Consider the following 15,246-nt stretch of genomic DNA (forward strand, 5'->3'; position numbering starts at 1 on the left):
GGCCTCCTCGGCTCTACGGCGCGTGGCGGTCGCGTGCTCCCAGGCCCTCGTCGTCGGAGTCCGTCCACAGCCCGCTGTCGTACGGGGTGTCGGGGATGGTCACGAGGTTCTCGGGGCGGCCCGCGGGTGGTGCCTGGGCTGCGCCGCGCTCGGCCGTGATGCTGCGTTCCAGCTGTCCGACCGTGCGGACCAGGTCTTCCAGGCAGCGCTTGACGGCCGCCAGATCGTCCTGAACGGACATGGTTGCCCTCACTTCCGGGAGTGCGGGTGGTTGGCGAGCACGCGCCTGAGAGTGTGGCGCGTCACATCCCGCTTGTGAAGCCGTGTGCACGTGATTCCACTCGTCCGGAGCGCCCCGACGCCCGGCGATTGGGCCGCACGGGTGGGGTTTCCCGGTCGTGCCGCCGTGTCGCCGTCACCGGATCCGCTCCGTCCTTTTCAGTGTATGAGCAATAGGTGTGATCATCTCCAAATGGCAGGAAACTGGACGAAGGGGTACAAGTCATGTCCCAGGTCGGCGCCCCTCGCGGGAGGACATGCTCCAGGAGCCCCCGCTCCCGCACGCTCCGCTCCGTCGCCACGCTCGGCAGCGCGGTGCTCACCCTGTCCGTACTGGCCGGATGCAGCTCCGGCGACAGCGGCGACGAGCCGCCCACCGCCGCCCAGGACAACGCGCCGACCGCACGCGACCGGGTCGCCGACGGAGGGACCCTGCGCTGGGCCGTCGACGCGCTGCCCACCACGCTCAACGTCTTCCAGGCCGACGCCGACGGCGCCACCGCCCGGATCGCCGGGGCGGTCCTCCCCACCCTCTACACCCTCGACGGCCGTGGCCGGCCGCAGCTCAACCCGGACTACCTGGAATCCGCCCAGGTCGTCGAGACCGAGCCCAAGCAGGTCGTCCTCTACAAGCTCAACCAGCAGGCCGTCTGGAGCGACGGCCGCGAGATCGGCGCGGCGGACTTCGTCGCCCAGTGGCGGGCGCTGAGCGGCCGGGACACCGCGTACTGGACCGCCCGCAACTCCGGCTACGAGCGGATCGAGAAGATCGAGCGCGGCAAGAACGACCTGGAGGTCCGGGTCACCTTCGGCAAGCCGTACGCCGACTGGCGCTCGCTCTTCAGCCCGCTCTACCCGAAGGACGTGATGGGCAGCCCCAACGCCTTCAACGACGGGGCGCGCGCCGGCCTGAAGGCCACCGCAGGACCGTTCCTCCTGAAGACCATCGACCGCAAGACCGGCGACATCACCCTCACCCGCAACCCGCGCTGGTGGGGCCAGACCGCCAAGCTCGACAGCCTGATCCTCAAGGCCGTCCCCCGCACCGAACGGGCCACCGCGCTCGCCGCCGGCACGCTCGATCTGGCCGAGATCGACCGGTCCACCGCCGACCGCATCGCGCTCGCGGTACGGGACGCCCGGGCCGGCCGGAGCGGGGCGCAGGCCCTCGCCCACGGCCCCGGCGCCGGGATCACCCCCGCCTCCGCCCTGAAGTCCTGGGCCCTCGCGTACGGCTCCGACGAAGGCAAGGCCGCCGAGGTCATGGCCGCACGCCGGCAGAACCAGCAGGCGGTCGCCCGGTACGTGATGGAGCAGAGCGCGCTGGCCCGCTTCGTCGTCCGCAAGTCCCTGGAGCCCGCGTACACCCAGCTGTCGCTCAACGGGGAGTCCGGCCCGCTCGCCGACGAGCGGGTACGCCGGGCGGTGGCCCGCGCGATCAACCGCCAGGAGCTCGCCGAGACCGTGCTCAAGCCGCTCGGCCTGCCGGCCAAGCCTCCCGGCAGCCACCTGGCCCTCGCCGGGCAGGCCGCCTACGCCGACAGCAGCGACGCGCTCGGCGGCCAGGACACCACGGAGGCCAGGGCGCTCCTCGCCGACGCGGGCTGGGTGCCGGGCGGGGCGCTGAAGAAGCCGGCGGCCGGGACGAAGGCGGGCAGCGAGGCGGAGAAGAAGGCCGCCAAGGACGCCGGGACGAAGAAGGCACAGGAGAAGGCCGCCAAGGACGGCGCCGACGAGAAGGCCGCCGACAAGGAGGAGGCCGACGCCGCCTCCGACGACGGCCTCTACATCGTCGGCGACGACAAGCCCGGCGACCGCCCGGCCGCACCCCTGATCGGTGCCGGCGGCCCCGAGAACGGCACCAACATCCTCGCCCCGGCCCCCGTCGCCGCCTTCCAGGGCGCGGCCCTGCTCCGCCAGGCGGCGGCCCTGGACACCGGCACCGCGGTCGGCAGGGCGGAGCCCAGGACCGAGCCCAAGGCCGAGACCAAGACCGAGCCCAACGCCGGTTCCGGCGCCGAGGCCAAGGGTGTGGCCGGCGCCTACGCCCCCCGGGGCACCGCCGCCCCCGCCCCCGCCGCCGCGGACGCGGCGGCCGCGCAGGGGCTCGGCAAGGACGGCAAGGCGCTCAGCCTCCGCTTCGTCCTGCCCTCGGGGCCGGGCTCCGAGTCGCTGAGGGCGGTCGGCGACAGGATCGTCCGGATGCTCGACGCCGTCGGCATCCGTACCGAGGTCACCAAGGTCTCCGACGAGAGCTTCTTCAAGGACCACGTCGCCTCCGGCGACTACGACCTGGCCCTCTACTCCTGGCCAGCCACCGCCTACCCGGCGACCGACGCCCGGCCGATCTACGCCAAGCCCGAGCCGGCCTCCGACGGCTCGCTCCTGGTCGAGCAGAACTACGCCCGGGTCGGCACCGACCGGATCGACCAGCTCTTCGACGAGGCGGTGGCCACCCTCGACGAGGAGGAGTCCCGCGACCTGGTCCGCCAGGCCGACGCCCGGATCTGGGCCGCGGCCGGATCCATCCCCCTCTACCAGCGCCCCCAGCTGGTGGCCGCCAAGGCCGACGTGGTGAACGCCGGCGCCTGGGGCTTCGCCGCCCCGCGCTACCAGGACATCGGCTACAAGAAGCCCGAGCCCGCCGGGGGCGCCCAGAAGAACGCCAGAAGGTAGCCCATTACCCGAAAGTAGCCGAAACTCCAAGTCGCAAGCTCAGAACCAGCTCAATTTCCTTGCCCGCCGGCCCCGCCGGCGGGCAGGATCACGTCGGCCCCTTGACCCGGCCGCATGACCTTCCCCACACCCTGAAACCTCCCAGTAGACCCTCTCGGATCCATCCGGGGAAGCCCCTTGCACGGCAGCCCCGTACCATAGGACATAGCCGTGGCGCGTCCGCCCGGCGGGCGTAAGAGGAACTGACGCCGCATCCCACGATCCGAGAGAAGCGCAAGCACCCATGCCCACGCGCCACGACATCCGTAACGTCGCCATCGTCGCCCACGTCGACCATGGCAAGACGACCATCGTCGACGCCATGCTCAAGCAGGCCGGTGCCTTCGCCGCCCACCAGCAGCTCGACGACCGCATGATGGACTCGAACGACCTGGAGCGTGAGAAGGGCATCACGATCCTCGCCAAGAACACGGCGGTGAAGTATCACCCCAAGGACGGCGGGGCCCCGATCACGATCAACATCATCGACACCCCCGGCCACGCCGACTTCGGTGGCGAGGTCGAGCGCGGTCTGTCGATGGTCGACGCGGTCGTCCTGCTGGTGGACGCCTCCGAGGGTCCGCTGCCGCAGACCCGCTTCGTGCTCCGCAAGGCCCTCCAGGCCCGGATGCCCGTCATCCTCTGCATCAACAAGACCGACCGTCCGGACTCCCGGATCGACGAGGTCGTCAACGAGACCTACGACCTCTTCCTCGACCTGGACGCGGACGAGGACCAGATCGAGTTCCCGATCGTCTACGCCTGCGGCCGTGACGGCATCGCCTCGCTGACCAAGCCGGAGGACGGCACCGTCCCGGCCGACAGCGACAGCCTGGAGCCGTTCTTCTCCACCATCCTCGAGCACGTCCCGGCCCCGGCCTACGACGAGGACGCGCCGCTGCAGGCCCACGTCACCAACCTCGACGCCGACAACTTCCTCGGCCGTATCGCGCTGCTCCGTGTCGAGCAGGGCGAGCTGCGCAAGGGCCAGACGGTCGCGTGGATCAAGCGGGACGGCTCGATCTCCAACGTCCGCATCACCGAGCTGATGATGACCGAGGCGCTCACCCGCAAGCCGGCCGAGGTCGCCGGCCCCGGTGACATCTGCGCCGTCGCCGGTATCCCCGACATCATGATCGGCGAGACCCTGGCCGACCCGGAGAACCCGATCGCGCTGCCGCTGATCACGGTCGACCAGCCGGCCATCTCCATGACCATCGGCACGAACACCTCGCCGCTCGTCGGCCGCGGTGGCACGGGCAAGGGCGCGGACGCGAAGTCCGCGGTCAAGGACCGCAAGGTCACCGCCCGCCAGGTCAAGGACCGCCTGGACCGCGAGCTCGTCGGCAACGTCTCGCTCCGCGTCCTCGACACCGAGCGTCCCGACGCCTGGGAGGTCCAGGGCCGTGGTGAGCTCGCGCTCGCCATCCTGGTCGAGCAGATGCGCCGCGAGGGCTTCGAGCTGACCATCGGCAAGCCGCAGGTCGTCACGAAGGAGGTCGACGGCAAGATCCACGAGCCCGTCGAGCGCCTCACGGTCGACGTGCCCGAGGAGCACATGGGCGCGGTCACGCAGCTCATGGGCATCCGCAAGGGCCGCATGGACAACATGTCGAACCACGGCTCCGGCTGGGTCCGCATGGAGTTCGTCGTTCCGTCCCGTGGCCTCATCGGCTTCCGTACCGAGTTCCTGACCAACACCCGCGGTACGGGCATCGCCCACTCGATCCACGAGGGTCACGAGCCGTGGTTCGGCACGCTGACGACCCGTAACAACGGTTCGCTGGTCGCCGACCGCGCCGGCGCGGTCACCGCCTTCGCGATGACCAACCTCCAGGAGCGCGGTGTCCTGTTCACCGACCCCGGCACCGAGGTGTACGAGGGCATGATCGTCGGCGAGAACTCGCGCTCCGACGACATGGACGTGAACATCACCAAGGAGAAGAAGCTCACCAACATGCGCTCCTCCTCGGCCGACTCCTTCGAGGCGATCGTCCCGCCGCGCAAGCTCTCCCTTGAGCAGTCCCTGGAGTTCTGCCGCGACGACGAGTGCGTCGAGGTGACCCCGGAGGCCGTGCGTATCCGCAAGGTCGTCCTGGACCAGAAGGAGCGCGGCCGCTCCGCCTCGCGCGCGAAGAACGGCTGACACGCGACGCGCGGCCGCCCCTCGGCGACGCGCTGAGCGGAAGCTCACATTCAGGGCCCGGCCCCCCGCACACTGGTGCGGGGGGCCGGGCCCTTCTTCAACGTTTCGTCAAGTTCATTACGCAAGCCAGGCGTCCGGATATCGGTCGTCGCTCTCCGGAACGTGTGTTAACGGTCCGTTTCGTCGCTGTCTGTCTGTGCTCGCTTTGTCCGGATTTCGGTCTTCGAGGCCTTGGCGATGTTGTCAAAACGAGACCACTTAAGTGTGGTTTACGGCCCGGACGTACTTAATAGTTGGCTCCATTGAGCTCGGGTCAATGGGTCACGCACTGTGGGGAGTGCCGACTCACGAGCACACTCGGGGCACTTGAGTGCAACGCCGTCAGGGGTGTCGGCAGAACTCGGAAGTGCCCCTCTTGTAGTGACAAGTGGACTCATGAGGAGGAACCCATGCGCGGTGCCAAGAGCGCCAAGTGGGTAGCGGGCGCGATCGTCGTCGCCCTGGCAGCGACCGCCTGTGGCGGGGGTAAGAGCGGCGAGGGCAAGGATGCCTCGGGCGCTGTCGACCCGAACGGCATCTTCTCCATCGAGCTTGGTGAGCCGGAGAAGCCTCTGCTCACCGGTGACACGATGGAGTCCAACGGCTCCGCGGTCATGGCCGGTCTGTTCTCGACCCTGGTCGACTACAAGGCCGACGGCTCCCTGGAGATGATCAACGCCGAGTCGGTCACCACGACGGACTCGAAGACCTGGACCGTCAAGCTCAAGCCGGGCTGGACCTTCCACGACGGCACCCCGGTGACGTCCAAGTCCTTCGTGGACGCGTGGAACTGGAACGCCAACGTCAAGAACGCGCAGGGCCTCGCGTCCTGGTTCGCGGACATCAAGGGCTTCGACAAGGTCCACCCCGAGGCCGAGGGCGCCAAGCCCACCTCGGACAAGCTCGACGGTCTGAAGGTCGTCGACGACAACACCTTCACGATCGAGCTCAACAGCGCGGTTCCGTACTTCGCTCACAAGCTCGCCTACATCGTGTTCGCCCCGCTTCCGGAGTCCTTCTACAAGGACCCGAAGGCCGGCGGCGAGAAGCCGGTCGGCAACGGTCCCTACAAGTTCAAGAGCTGGGACCACAAGAAGCAGATCGAGATCACCCGCTTCGACGGCTACAAGGGCCCGAACAAGGCGAAGAACGGCGGTGTGGTCTTCAAGAACTACACCACCCTCGAGGCCGCGTACGAGGACCTGAAGTCGGGCAACGTCGACGTTCTGCGTCAGATCGCCCCGAAGGACCTCCCGGTCTACCGCACGGACCTCGGCGACCGCGCCGTGGACCAGGCGTACTCCGCGATCCAGACCATCGCCGTCGCCTTCTACGCCGACCAGTGGAAGAAGCCGAAGCAGATCGACCCGAAGGTCATCCAGGGTCTGTCGATGGCGATCGACCGTGCCACCATCACCAAGACGGTGCTGAACGGTACGCGTGAGCCGGCGACCGGCTGGGTCGCCAAGGGCGTTCTCGGCTACCAGCCGAACGCGGTCGACGTCACCAAGTTCGACCCGGCCAAGGCCAAGGAGCTCATCAAGGCCGGCGGCGGTGTCCCGAACAACAAGATCTCCATCCAGTACAACGCGGACGGCGGTCACAAGGAGTGGGTGGAGGCTGTCTGCAACTCCATCCAGCAGTCCACCGGCGTCCAGTGCGTCGGCGACGGCAAGCCGGACTTCCAGGCCGACCTGACCGCTCGTAAGACGAAGCAGGTCAAGTCCCTGTACCGCTCCGGCTGGGTGCTCGACTACCCGGTGAACGCCAACTTCATCTCGGACCTGTTCCGTACGGGTGCGGGCGGCAACCAGGGCGACTTCTCCAACAAGGAGCTGGACGCCAAGATCGCGGCCGCCGACTCGGCCAAGACGCTCGACGAGTCGGTCAAGGCGTACCAGGCCATCGAGAAGGACCTGGTCAACTACATGCCGTCGATCCCGCTCTGGTACTACAAGGTCAACGCGGGCTTCTCGGAGAAGGTCTCCGGCGTCGCGTACGGCCAGGACGGTGACCCGATCCTGACCGGCGTCGAGGTCAAGAAGTAACCACCCAAGCGTAGTCCGCAAGCCGTCGCGGGGCTGACGATCCGTCAGCCCCGTCACGGCGCCTTACGCAGTGGCCGGGGGGCCCTTCCACGACATCGGCATGCCCGGATCTGGGCATGCTGTCGCGGGAGGGCCCGTCGGCTGCGGCCGTCACATCTCAACGGAGGCATGATGGGGCGCTATGTCGCACGACGACTGCTCCAGATGATCCCGGTCTTTCTCGGGACAACCCTGCTGATCTTCCTCATGGTTCACAGCCTGCCCGGTGACCCCGTGCTGGCGATGTTCGGTGACAAGGGCGCGGATCCCGCGACCCTCGCCGCCAAGCGCCATGAACTGGGGCTGGACAAGTCGCTGCCTGAGCAGTACTTCGTCTACATGCGGGACATGATCCTGCACCTGGACTTCGGCAACCAGATCCGCAACGGCCGACCGGTCACCGAGGTGCTGGGCGAAGCCTTCCCCATCACGCTCCAGCTGGCCTTCCTGGCCTTCACGTTCGAGCTGATCTTCGGCATCGGCCTCGGCATCATCGCCGGCCTGCGGGCCGGGCGTCTCGCCGACAACGCCATCCTGATCTTCACGCTGCTGATCATCTCGATCCCGGTCTTCGTGCTCGGCTTCCTGATCAAGATGCAGTTCGCGTTCAACCTGGGCTGGATCGCGCCGAACGTCTCCACCGAGCAGAACTGGGACGAACTGATCGCCCCGGCCATCGTGCTCGGCGGTCTGTCCCTCGCCTACGTGGCGCGACTGACCCGGACCACCATGGCGGAGAACCTGCGCGCCGACTACATGCGCACGGCCGTCGCCAAGGGTCTGCCGAAGCGCCGCGTCATCGGTGTCCACCTGATGCGCAACTCGATGATCCCGGTCGTCACCTTCCTCGGCACCGACATCGGCGCCCTCATGGGCGGTGCGGTCGTCACCGAGAAGATCTTCAACATCAAGGGCGTCGGCGGTCTGATCGCCGAGTCGATCTCCCGTCGCGAGGGCACGACCCTGGTCGGCCTCGTCACCATCCTGGTGATCGTCTACCTCGTCACCAGCCTGCTCATCGACCTGCTGTACGCGGTCCTGGACCCGAGGATCCGTTATGCCTGACGTGACCAAGACCGCGGCCGTAGCCGAGGGCGCCGTCGTCACCCCCTCGGTCGACGCACCCCAGCCGAAGGCCGAGAAGGCCCGCAGCCTCTGGGGCGACGCCTGGTCGGACCTGCGCCGCAACCCGTACTTCATCGTCTCCGCGGTGCTGATCTTCTTCCTCGTGCTGATCTCCGCCCTCCCGTCCCTGTTCACCAGCGCCTCGCCGACCGCGGGCGACCTGGTGAAGCACTTCCTCGGCAAGCCGGAGCTGGGCCACATCGGCTCGGCCGAGTGGCTCGGCTACGACGGCCAGGGCCGCTCGGTGTACGCCCGCCTGATCTACGGCACCCGTGCCTCGATCATCGTCGGCGTCTGCGTGACCCTGATCGTCACCGTCCTCGGCGGCCTCGTCGGCATGCTGGCCGGCTACTTCGGCGGTGTCCTCGACGCGGTGCTCTCCCGGGTCACCGACATCTTCTTCGGCATCCCGTTCCTGCTCGGCGCCATGGTCGTGCTCCAGTCGTTCACCGAGCGCACCGTCTGGGTCGTCGTCGGCGCACTGGCCTTCCTCGGCTGGACCCAGATGGCCCGCGTCATGCGCGGCGCCGTCATCACGGTCAAGCAGGCCGACTACGTGCACGCCGCCACCGCCCTCGGCGCCGGCACCGCGCGCATCCTGTTCCGGCACATCCTGCCGAACGCCATGGCCCCGCTGATCGTCGTCGCCACCATCTCGCTCGGCGGCTACATCTCGGCCGAGGCGACCCTGTCGTACCTCGGTCTCGGCCTCGCCGCCCCGACCGTGTCCTGGGGCGTCGACGTCTCCACCGCCGTGGACCAGATCCGCGTTGCTCCGCACATCCTGCTCTGGCCGTCGATCATGCTGAGCATCACCGTCCTGGCGTTCATCATGCTCGGCGAAGCGGTCCGCAACGCCCTCGACCCGAAGCTGCGCTGAGGAGGGCGTACCAAGTGACCACCATCGAAAACACCGCGACGGTCCCCGCCCCGCGCGACGGCGACCACACCGGTCCGCTGCTCGAAGTCCGCGACCTGCACGTCGAGTTCCACACCCGTGACGGTGTGGCCAAGGCAGTCAACGGCGTCAACTACTCGGTCGACGCCGGTGAGACGCTCGCCGTGCTCGGCGAGTCCGGCTCCGGCAAGTCCGTCACCGCCCAGGCCATCATGGGCATCCTCGACATGCCGCCCGGCAAGATCCCGCAGGGCGAGATCCTCTTCCGCGGCCAGGACATGCTCAAGATGTCCAACGAGGAGCGCCGGAAGATCCGCGGCCGGAAGATCGCCATGATCTTCCAGGACGCGCTGTCCTCCCTCAACCCGGTCCTCAGCGTCGGCTACCAGCTCGGCGAGATGTTCCGGGTGCACCACGGCCTGTCCAAGAAGGACGCCAAGGCCAAGGCCATCGAGCTGATGGACAAGGTCAAGATCCCCGCCGCCGCGGCCCGGGTCTCGGACTACCCCCACCAGTTCTCCGGCGGTATGCGCCAGCGCATCATGATCGCCATGGCGCTCGCCCTCGAGCCGGACCTGATCATCGCGGACGAGCCCACCACGGCGCTCGACGTGACCGTCCAGGCCCAGGTCATGGACCTCCTCGCCGAGCTCCAGCGCGAGTACAACATGGGCCTGATCCTGATCACCCACGACCTCGGCGTCGTCGCCGACGTCGCGGACAAGATCGCGGTCATGTACGCCGGCCGCATCGTGGAGCAGGCGCCGGTGCACGAGCTGTACAAGCGCCCGGCCCACCCGTACACCCGCGGTCTGCTGGACTCGATCCCGCGCCTGGACCAGAAGGGCCAGGAGCTCTACGCGATCAAGGGCCTGCCGCCCAACCTGCTCCGCGTGCCCACCGGCTGCGCCTTCAACCCGCGCTGCCCCAAGGCCGACGACATCTGCCGTACGGAGATCCCGGCGCTCATGCCGGTCACCGAGCAGGACGGCGCCGATCTGCCGGGCCGCAAGAGCGCCTGCCACTTCTGGAAGGAGACGATCCATGGCTGACCTCAGCAAGAACGATGAGGCCGGGGCCGTGTCCGAGGCGGAGGCCGTAGCCGCCATCGAGGCGCCCGCCGAGCGCGGCGAGGCGATCCTCCAGGTCCGCAACCTGAAGAAGCACTTCCCGCTCACCCAGGGCATCCTGTTCAAGAAGCAGGTCGGTGCGGTCAAGGCCGTGGACGGGGTCTCCTTCGACCTCTACCAGGGCGAGACCCTCGGCATCGTGGGCGAGTCCGGCTGTGGCAAGTCCACCGTCGCCAAGCTCCTGATGAACCTGGAGCGCGCCACCGCGGGCGAGGTCTTCTACAAGGGCCAGGACATCACCCGGCTGTCCGGGCGTGCCCTCAAGGCCGTCCGCCGCAACATCCAGATGGTGTTCCAGGACCCGTACACCTCGCTGAACCCGCGCATGACGGTCGGCGACATCATCGGCGAGACCTACGACATCCACCCCGAGGTGGCCCCGAAGGGCGACCGGCGCCGCAAGGTGCAGGACCTGCTCGACGTCGTCGGTCTGAACCCCGAGTACATCAACCGCTACCCGCACCAGTTCTCCGGCGGTCAGCGCCAGCGCATCGGCATCGCCCGCGGCCTCGCGCTCAACCCGGAGATCATCATCTGCGACGAGCCGGTCTCCGCCCTGGACGTCTCCGTCCAGGCACAGGTCATCAACCTGATGGAGAAGCTGCAGGACGAGTTCAACCTCTCCTACATCTTCATCGCGCACGACCTGTCGATCGTCCGGCACATCTCGGACCGCGTCGGCGTGATGTACCTGGGCAAGATGGCCGAGATCGGCACGGACACCCAGATCTACGAGCACCCGACCCACCCGTACACCCAGGCGCTGCTCTCCGCGGTGCCGGTGCCGGACCCGGAGGCCCGCGCGCACCGCGAGCGGATCATCCTCACCGGTGACGTGCCCTCGCCGGCCAACCCGCCGTCGGGCTGCCGCTTCCGCACCCGCTGCTGGAAGGCGCAGGACAAGTGCGCCACCGAGGTGCCGCTGCTCGCGATCCCGGAGCGCTTCCATGGTCAGGACACCCCGGCCGCGCACGAGTCCGCGTGCCACTTCGCCGAGGAGAAGTCGGTGCTCGCCGTCTGATCCGTCGTGCCCGTACGGGCCCCCGGCACCCCGCAAGGGTGTCGGGGGTCCTTGCGTTTCCCGGGTGGCCTCCGCGCCCGTTCATCCGGACGCCGTAAAAGTGCACTCCCGTCAATATCGGGTGATATTGGGGCCTAAGTCAGACTGAGGACATTCGGGAGGCACTCCATGCGCGGAGCCACGCTCGCCAAGTGGGCCGCTCTGGCCACCGCCGTCGCCCTCGCGGCGACCGCCTGCGGCGGAGGCGGCGACAGTGGCGGCGGGGGCGCGGACGGCGTCGTGACCTCCTCGTGGGGCGATCCCCAGAACCCGCTGGAACCGGCGAACACCAACGAGGTCCAGGGCGGCAAGGTCCTGTCCATGATCTTCCGTAATCTCGTGCAGTACGACCCGAAGACCGGCGCGGCCAAGAACCTGCTCGCCGAGAAGATCACGACCACCGACTCGACCAACTTCACCATCGCGGTCAAGGCCGGCTGGACCTTCTCCAACGGAGAGCCGGTCACCGCCAAGTCCTTCGTCGACGCCTGGAACTACGGCGCCCACCTCAAGAACAACCAGAAGAACGCCTCCTTCTTCGGCGCCATCGAGGGCTACGACCAGGTCCACCCCGAGAAGGGCGCGCCGACCGCCGCGACCATGTCGGGCCTCAAGGTCGTCGACGGCCAGACCTTCACGGTCAAGCTCAGCCAGAAGTTCTCGACCTTCCCCGGCACCCTCGGCTACGTGGCCTTCGCCCCGCTCCCCAAGGCCTTCTTCGACGACCACGCCGGCTGGCTGTCCAAGCCCATCGGCAACGGTCCGTACACCATCGACTCCTACTCCAAGGGCTCCCAGATGCAGCTCAAGCGCTGGGACGGCTACCCCGGCGCGGACAAGGCCCAGAACGGCGGCATCACCCTCAAGGTCTACACCGACAACAACACCGCCTACACCGACCTGACGGCCGGCAACCTCGACCTCGTCGACGACGTGCCCGCCTCGCAGCTCAAGAACGTCTCCGCCGACCTCGGCGACCGGTACATCAACACCCCGGCCGGCATCATCCAGACCCTCGGCTTCCCGTTCTACGACCCGGCCTGGAACACCCCCAACGGCGCCAAGCTCCGCCAGGGCCTGTCCATGGCCATCAACCGTGAGCAGATCACCGAGACGATCTTCCAGAAGACCCGCACCCCCGCGCAGGACTGGACCTCCCCGGTCCTCGGCGAGTCGGGCGGCTTCAAGGACGTCTGCGGATCCTTCTGCAAGTACGACGCGGCCGAGGCCAAGAAGCTCGTCGCCGAGGGCGGCGGCATCCCCGGCGGCACGATGACGATCTCGTACAACGCCGACACCGGCTCCCACAAGGAATGGGTGGACGCCGTCTGCAACTCCATCAACAACGCGCTCGGCGACAACAAGGCCTGCGTCGGCAACCCGGTCGGCACCTTCGCCGACTTCCGCGGCCAGGTCAGCACCCAGAAGATGAAGGGCCCCTTCCGCGCCGGCTGGCAGATGGACTACCCGCTCATCCAGAACTTCCTTCAGCCGCTGTACTACACCAACGCCTCGTCCAACGACGGCAAGTGGAGCAACCCGCAGTTCGACAAACTGGTCAACCAGGCCAACGCCGAGACCGACATCGCCAAGGCCGTCCAGACCTTCCAGCAGGCCGAGGAAGTCCTCCGCGACGACATGGGGGCCATCCCGCTCTGGTACCAGAACGGCAGCGCGGGCTACTCCGAGCGCGTCTCCAACGTGACGCTCAACCCGTTCAGCGTGCCCGTCTACGACCAGATCAAGGTCAGCTGACGCAGGCCGGCGGCGCACGGCCCGGCGTTCCCCCACGCCGGGCCGTACGCCTTCCCCACACCCCCTGGAGCCACCCATGGGTCGATATGTGATCCGGCGTCTGCTGCAGATGATCCCGGTGTTCATCGGCGCCACCCTGCTGATCTTCCTGATGGTCAACGTGATGGGCGACCCCATCGCCGGCCTGTGCGGCGACCGCCAGTGCGACCCGGCGACCGCCGCCCAGCTGCAGAAGGAGTTCGGCCTCGACAAGCCCGTCTGGCAGCAATACCTGATCTACATGGGCAACCTCTTCACCGGCGACTTCGGCACCGCCTTCAACGGCCAGCCCGTCACCGAGCTGATGGCCAGCGCCTTCCCCGTCACCATCCGCCTCACCATCATCGCGATCATCTTCGAGATCGTCATCGGCATCAGCCTCGGCGTCGTCACCGGCCTGCGCCGCGGCCGCCCCGTCGACACCACCGTGCTGCTCCTGACCCTGGTGGTCCTGTCCGTCCCCACCTTCGTCACCGGCCTGCTGATCCAGCTGCTCCTCGGCGTGAAGTGGGGCTGGATCAAACCGGCCGTCTCACCCGAGGCGCCCTTCGACGAACTCATCGTCCCCGGCCTGGTCCTCGCCTCGGTCTCCCTCGCCTACGTCACCCGGCTCACCCGGACCTCGATCGCCGAGAACAAGCGCGCCGACTACGTCCGCACCGCCGTCGCCAAGGGCCTGCCGCGCCGCCGGGTCATCACCCGGCACCTGCTCCGCAACAGCCTGATCCCCGTGGTCACCTTCATCGGAGCCGACATCGGCGCGCTCATGGGCGGCGCCATCGTCACCGAGCGGATCTTCAACATCCACGGCGTCGGCTACCAGCTCTACCAGGGCATCGTCCGCCAGAACACCCAGACCGTGGTCGGCTTCGTGACCGTCCTCGTCCTGGTGTTCCTCCTGGCCAACCTGCTGGTCGACCTCCTGTACGCCGTCCTTGACCCGAGGATCCGCTATGCCTGAGCTGCCCGAGCCGCCCGAGCCGCTTGAGTCGTACGGGGAGGGCCGCGCCATCGCCCCCACCGGCGCCGGCGGAGCCTCCGACCTCGCCACCGCCGAGGGCGAGACACTGGAACCGACGCCCGCGGCCACCACCAACGAACCCGTGGGCAGCGGCCCCGAACGCAAGGCCCGCTCCCTGTGGTCCGACGCCTGGCACGACCTGCGCCGCAACCCGGTCTTCATCGTCTCCGGGCTGGTCATCCTCTTCCTGGTCGTCATCTCCATCTGGCCCTCGCTCATCGCCTCCGGAGACCCCCTCGACTGCGACCTGTCCAAGGCCCAGGAAGGCTCCCAGCCCGGCCACCCCTTCGGCTTCAACGGCCAGGGCTGCGACGTCTACACCCGCACCGTCTACGGCGCCCGGACCTCCGTCACCGTCGGCGTCCTCGCCACCCTCGGCGTCGCCGTCCTCGGCAGCATCCTCGGCGGACTCGCCGGCTTCTTCGGCGGCGGCTGGGACGGCGTCCTGTCCCGGATCACCGACGTCTTCTTCGCCATCCCCGTCGTCCTCGGCGGCCTCGTGCTCCTGTCCGTGGTCACCAGCGCCACCGTCTGGCCCGTCATCGGCTTCATGGTGCTGCTCGGCTGGCCACAGCTCTCCCGCATCGCCCGCGGCTCCGTCATCACCGCCAAACAGAACGACTACGTCCAGGCGGCCCGGGCGCTCGGCGCCTCCAACTCCCGGATGCTGCTGCGCCACATCGCGCCCAACGCGATCGCCCCCGTGATCGTCGTCGCGACCATCGCGCTCGGCACCTACATCGCCCTGGAGGCGACCCTGTCGTACCTCGGCGTCGGCCTCAAGCCGCCCACCGTGTCCTGGGGCATCGACATCTCCTCGGCCTCGCAGTACATCCGCAACGCCCCGCACATGCTGCTCTGGCCGGCCGGCGCGCTCGCGATCACCGTGCTCGCCTTCATCATGCTCGGCGACGCCGTGCGCGACGCCCTCGACCCCAAGCTGAGGTAGGGC

At 68.4% G+C, this 15,246-nt stretch carries 11 protein-coding genes; 10 read left to right on the forward strand and 1 reads right to left on the reverse strand.

Features of this window, described 5'->3' with window-relative positions; translation table 11 throughout:
* Positions 1-13 precede the first annotated feature (13 nt).
* The gene (locus ACIGEZ_RS12275) at positions 14-241 is read right to left on the reverse strand and encodes a hypothetical protein (RefSeq protein WP_399829338.1); all 228 of its coding nucleotides are present in this window, start codon (positions 239-241) and stop codon (positions 14-16) included.
* A gap of 263 nt (positions 242-504) precedes the next feature.
* Here ACIGEZ_RS12275 and ACIGEZ_RS12280 point away from each other — a divergent pair, with 263 nt between their 5' ends.
* The 10 genes from ACIGEZ_RS12280 to ACIGEZ_RS12325 all read left to right on the forward strand — a co-directional run bounded on the left by ACIGEZ_RS12280 (position 505) and on the right by ACIGEZ_RS12325 (position 15,243).
* The gene (locus ACIGEZ_RS12280; protein ID WP_399829340.1) at positions 505-2,955 is read left to right on the forward strand and encodes an ABC transporter family substrate-binding protein; all 2,451 of its coding nucleotides are present in this window, start codon (positions 505-507) and stop codon (positions 2,953-2,955) included.
* A gap of 283 nt (positions 2,956-3,238) precedes the next feature.
* A complete protein-coding gene (gene typA, locus ACIGEZ_RS12285; RefSeq protein WP_399829342.1) occupies positions 3,239-5,140 on the forward strand; it encodes a translational GTPase TypA in 1,902 nt (633 codons plus the stop codon).
* Positions 5,141-5,589: 449 nt separating this feature from the next.
* Positions 5,590-7,227: an ABC transporter substrate-binding protein gene (locus tag ACIGEZ_RS12290; protein WP_399829344.1), complete on the forward strand. Its 1,638-nt coding sequence runs from the start codon at positions 5,590-5,592 to the stop codon at positions 7,225-7,227.
* 171 nt (positions 7,228-7,398) lie between these two features.
* Entirely contained in the window at positions 7,399-8,331 is a 933-nt protein-coding gene (locus ACIGEZ_RS12295) for an ABC transporter permease (protein WP_399829645.1), read from the forward strand.
* Positions 8,324-9,271: an ABC transporter permease gene (locus ACIGEZ_RS12300; protein WP_399829346.1), complete on the forward strand. Its 948-nt coding sequence runs from the start codon at positions 8,324-8,326 to the stop codon at positions 9,269-9,271. Before ACIGEZ_RS12295 ends, ACIGEZ_RS12300 begins: the two co-directional genes overlap by 8 nt.
* A gap of 14 nt (positions 9,272-9,285) precedes the next feature.
* Positions 9,286-10,341, forward strand: coding sequence for an ABC transporter ATP-binding protein (locus ACIGEZ_RS12305; protein WP_399829348.1), 1,056 nt, complete (start codon positions 9,286-9,288; stop codon positions 10,339-10,341).
* Entirely contained in the window at positions 10,334-11,440 is a 1,107-nt protein-coding gene (locus tag ACIGEZ_RS12310) for an ABC transporter ATP-binding protein (RefSeq protein ID WP_399829350.1), read from the forward strand. The genes ACIGEZ_RS12305 and ACIGEZ_RS12310 overlap by 8 nt, the downstream gene beginning before the upstream one ends.
* A 168-nt stretch (positions 11,441-11,608) precedes the next feature.
* The gene (locus tag ACIGEZ_RS12315) at positions 11,609-13,234 is read left to right on the forward strand and encodes an ABC transporter substrate-binding protein (protein ID WP_399829352.1); all 1,626 of its coding nucleotides are present in this window, start codon (positions 11,609-11,611) and stop codon (positions 13,232-13,234) included.
* 76 nt (positions 13,235-13,310) lie between these two features.
* Entirely contained in the window at positions 13,311-14,234 is a 924-nt protein-coding gene (locus ACIGEZ_RS12320) for an ABC transporter permease (protein ID WP_399829354.1), read from the forward strand.
* A complete protein-coding gene (locus ACIGEZ_RS12325; protein ID WP_399829356.1) occupies positions 14,227-15,243 on the forward strand; it encodes an ABC transporter permease in 1,017 nt (338 codons plus the stop codon). The genes ACIGEZ_RS12320 and ACIGEZ_RS12325 overlap by 8 nt, the downstream gene beginning before the upstream one ends.
* Positions 15,244-15,246 lie beyond the last annotated feature (3 nt).

The sequence above is a fragment of the Streptomyces sp. NPDC085481 genome, assembly GCF_044541845.1.
GTDB lineage: Bacteria > Actinomycetota > Actinomycetes > Streptomycetales > Streptomycetaceae > Streptomyces.

What these genes read in the sequence shown, in the direction of transcription:
- ACIGEZ_RS12275 (WP_399829338.1), bottom strand. Translation starts at nt 241, where the DNA reads ATGTCCGTTCAGGACGATCTGGCGGCCGTCAAGCGCTGCCTGGAAGAC.
- ACIGEZ_RS12280 (WP_399829340.1), top strand. Translation starts at nt 505, where the DNA reads ATGTCCCAGGTCGGCGCCCCTCGCGGGAGGACATGCTCCAGGAGCCCC.
- typA (WP_399829342.1), top strand. Translation starts at nt 3,239, where the DNA reads ATGCCCACGCGCCACGACATCCGTAACGTCGCCATCGTCGCCCACGTC.
- ACIGEZ_RS12290 (WP_399829344.1), top strand. Translation starts at nt 5,590, where the DNA reads ATGCGCGGTGCCAAGAGCGCCAAGTGGGTAGCGGGCGCGATCGTCGTC.
- ACIGEZ_RS12295 (WP_399829645.1), top strand. Translation starts at nt 7,399, where the DNA reads ATGGGGCGCTATGTCGCACGACGACTGCTCCAGATGATCCCGGTCTTT.
- ACIGEZ_RS12300 (WP_399829346.1), top strand. Translation starts at nt 8,324, where the DNA reads ATGCCTGACGTGACCAAGACCGCGGCCGTAGCCGAGGGCGCCGTCGTC.
- ACIGEZ_RS12310 (WP_399829350.1), top strand. Translation starts at nt 10,334, where the DNA reads ATGGCTGACCTCAGCAAGAACGATGAGGCCGGGGCCGTGTCCGAGGCG.
- ACIGEZ_RS12315 (WP_399829352.1), top strand. Translation starts at nt 11,609, where the DNA reads ATGCGCGGAGCCACGCTCGCCAAGTGGGCCGCTCTGGCCACCGCCGTC.
- ACIGEZ_RS12320 (WP_399829354.1), top strand. Translation starts at nt 13,311, where the DNA reads ATGGGTCGATATGTGATCCGGCGTCTGCTGCAGATGATCCCGGTGTTC.
- ACIGEZ_RS12325 (WP_399829356.1), top strand. Translation starts at nt 14,227, where the DNA reads ATGCCTGAGCTGCCCGAGCCGCCCGAGCCGCTTGAGTCGTACGGGGAG.